The 1,761-nt window shown below is 41.8% G+C and carries 2 protein-coding genes; both read right to left on the minus strand.

The window, feature by feature from the left end; genetic code table 11:
• The coding region (locus tag ACYVRA_RS06370; protein WP_461251911.1) for a DUF4384 domain-containing protein at window positions 1–1,349 on the minus strand (1,349 nt) is incomplete at its 3' end.
• Window positions 1,350–1,485: 136 nt separating this feature from the next.
• Window positions 1,486–1,761: leucine-rich repeat protein (locus ACYVRA_RS06375; RefSeq protein WP_461251912.1), on the minus strand; the 276-nt coding region annotated here is incomplete at its 5' end.

A 1,761-nucleotide genomic window follows, 5' to 3' on the forward strand; every position in this document is an offset into this window, starting at 1 on the left:
TAAATAAGCGCGCTTTCATTGTCGGTCACGTTCGACCTCGTCTCTTTCCCTCTTTTCCCTTCTTTCTTTTCCATGTTTTCCAAAAACTCGCTTATCTTTTCTATCCGCCTGTTCAGTTTTTTCTGCCCTTTTGCGTTTGTTCCAAGGGAAAAATTATCAAGATAATAATACGCCACCTGAATTGTGTCCGGCGCTTCGCGCGGTATGCGGTAGCTCGTGCGGACGTTGTTCACGACCGAGAATCCGCTTGTTTCATTGCCTTCAAAAGTTCCCCCTTGCTGTAACACTTCGTTCTTCATGTTTTGCACGCTTTCCGCCATGTTAGAAGGCACTGAATACTCGTATTCCTCGTGCGGCTTTAATATGGTTATGGTATACCGGTATTCGCTTAAAGAAGCCGGTATTCCTTCAAGGTCGCCGCCTTTGCCCCTGACTGCGCTTTTTACCGATTCAGCGGTAGCCGGAACCCAGGGGGTTATATAATCCTGTTCGATGTTTTTAAAATTTTTCGTTGAGGCGGCAATTAATATGGTTTCCGCTCCGTAGGGACCGTAAAACATATAATTTGCGGTTTCAAAAATAGTCCGGGGAGTATTCGCCTTTAGCTCGTTGTTTCTGTCGGAACTGTTGGGATAAATCATCTTCACCTTGCCGTCAGAGTCAATGTGGATTAGCTTGAAGTAACAATCTTTATCAGCCATAAGGGTAATTTTAAGCTGTTCACGGTGCAGATATGTCCTGCTGCCCATTTGTGAATCAAACCAAACCTGTATATCTATATCCTGCGGGACATCGTATATGTCAGGCGTGGATATAACTGTTTCAAAAGAATGTTCCGATTCCGTATCAATGGTGTCGGTAATGATTGCGATATTATAATCTTCTTCCTGAGCTTCATTCTGGGTATTGAAATTGTCAGGCAATATTGCAATGTCCATAAGTTCAAGTTCATCTACAGTAGTGTTAAAGCGTTGTGAGTAGGTTTTTCCGTCTATCTCCAGTTCAAGGTAAATTTCAACCACACTGCCGTTTATGGTATATGTGCCAGAAATTATGCCTGTTTTTGGGTCGTTGGGTCCTTTTGCCCCACGTTTTACATCGACCACATTAAACATTTTGTTTCTTTCAGCATGGTATTTTACCCTGTTGTACAGATTGACAGACAGCCCACTTGTCATGTCTTTTGTTCCGGTCAGCGTAATTGCCCCGATAGTTACATTCACGGGCTTTGTTATGCCCGATGAAAGCCCGTTTACCGCCTTTTGCACGTTATTGTCGATATTACCGCTTGCCATTACGACAACGGCTGACATAACGATTAAACTAAATCCAAAAATTAACTTCTTCATGGTGGTACTCCTTCAATTTACTTTACAGGGTCTATTACCCTTTCTTACGCCGCAACGCAGCGTTTTTCTGTATATAACAACCATGAAAAAAAGTTTTTTTACACCAAAATCGAGTTTTTTTTAATTATTTTTTTCCCTATTGTTTTGTCCATATTTCGCTCAAAGTGTCGGGTCTGGTATAAATTCCGGCTGTTTTGCCGTTATTTTGATAGGAATTCGCAAAATTTCCCGGTATGGCGTTGTTAATTTCAACATTTGCGCCTATGGTTACGCTGGTTATCGGGTTGGAATAAAAAGCATTATCGCCGATAAAGGTAATATTATTGGGTATGGTTACGCTTGTAAGAAGGTTGTTTCTGAATGTGCCGGGGTTAATGGAGGTAATGCTGTGAGACAGTGTAATGTTAGTAAG

This window comes from Treponema sp. R8-4-B8 (genome assembly GCF_054786175.1).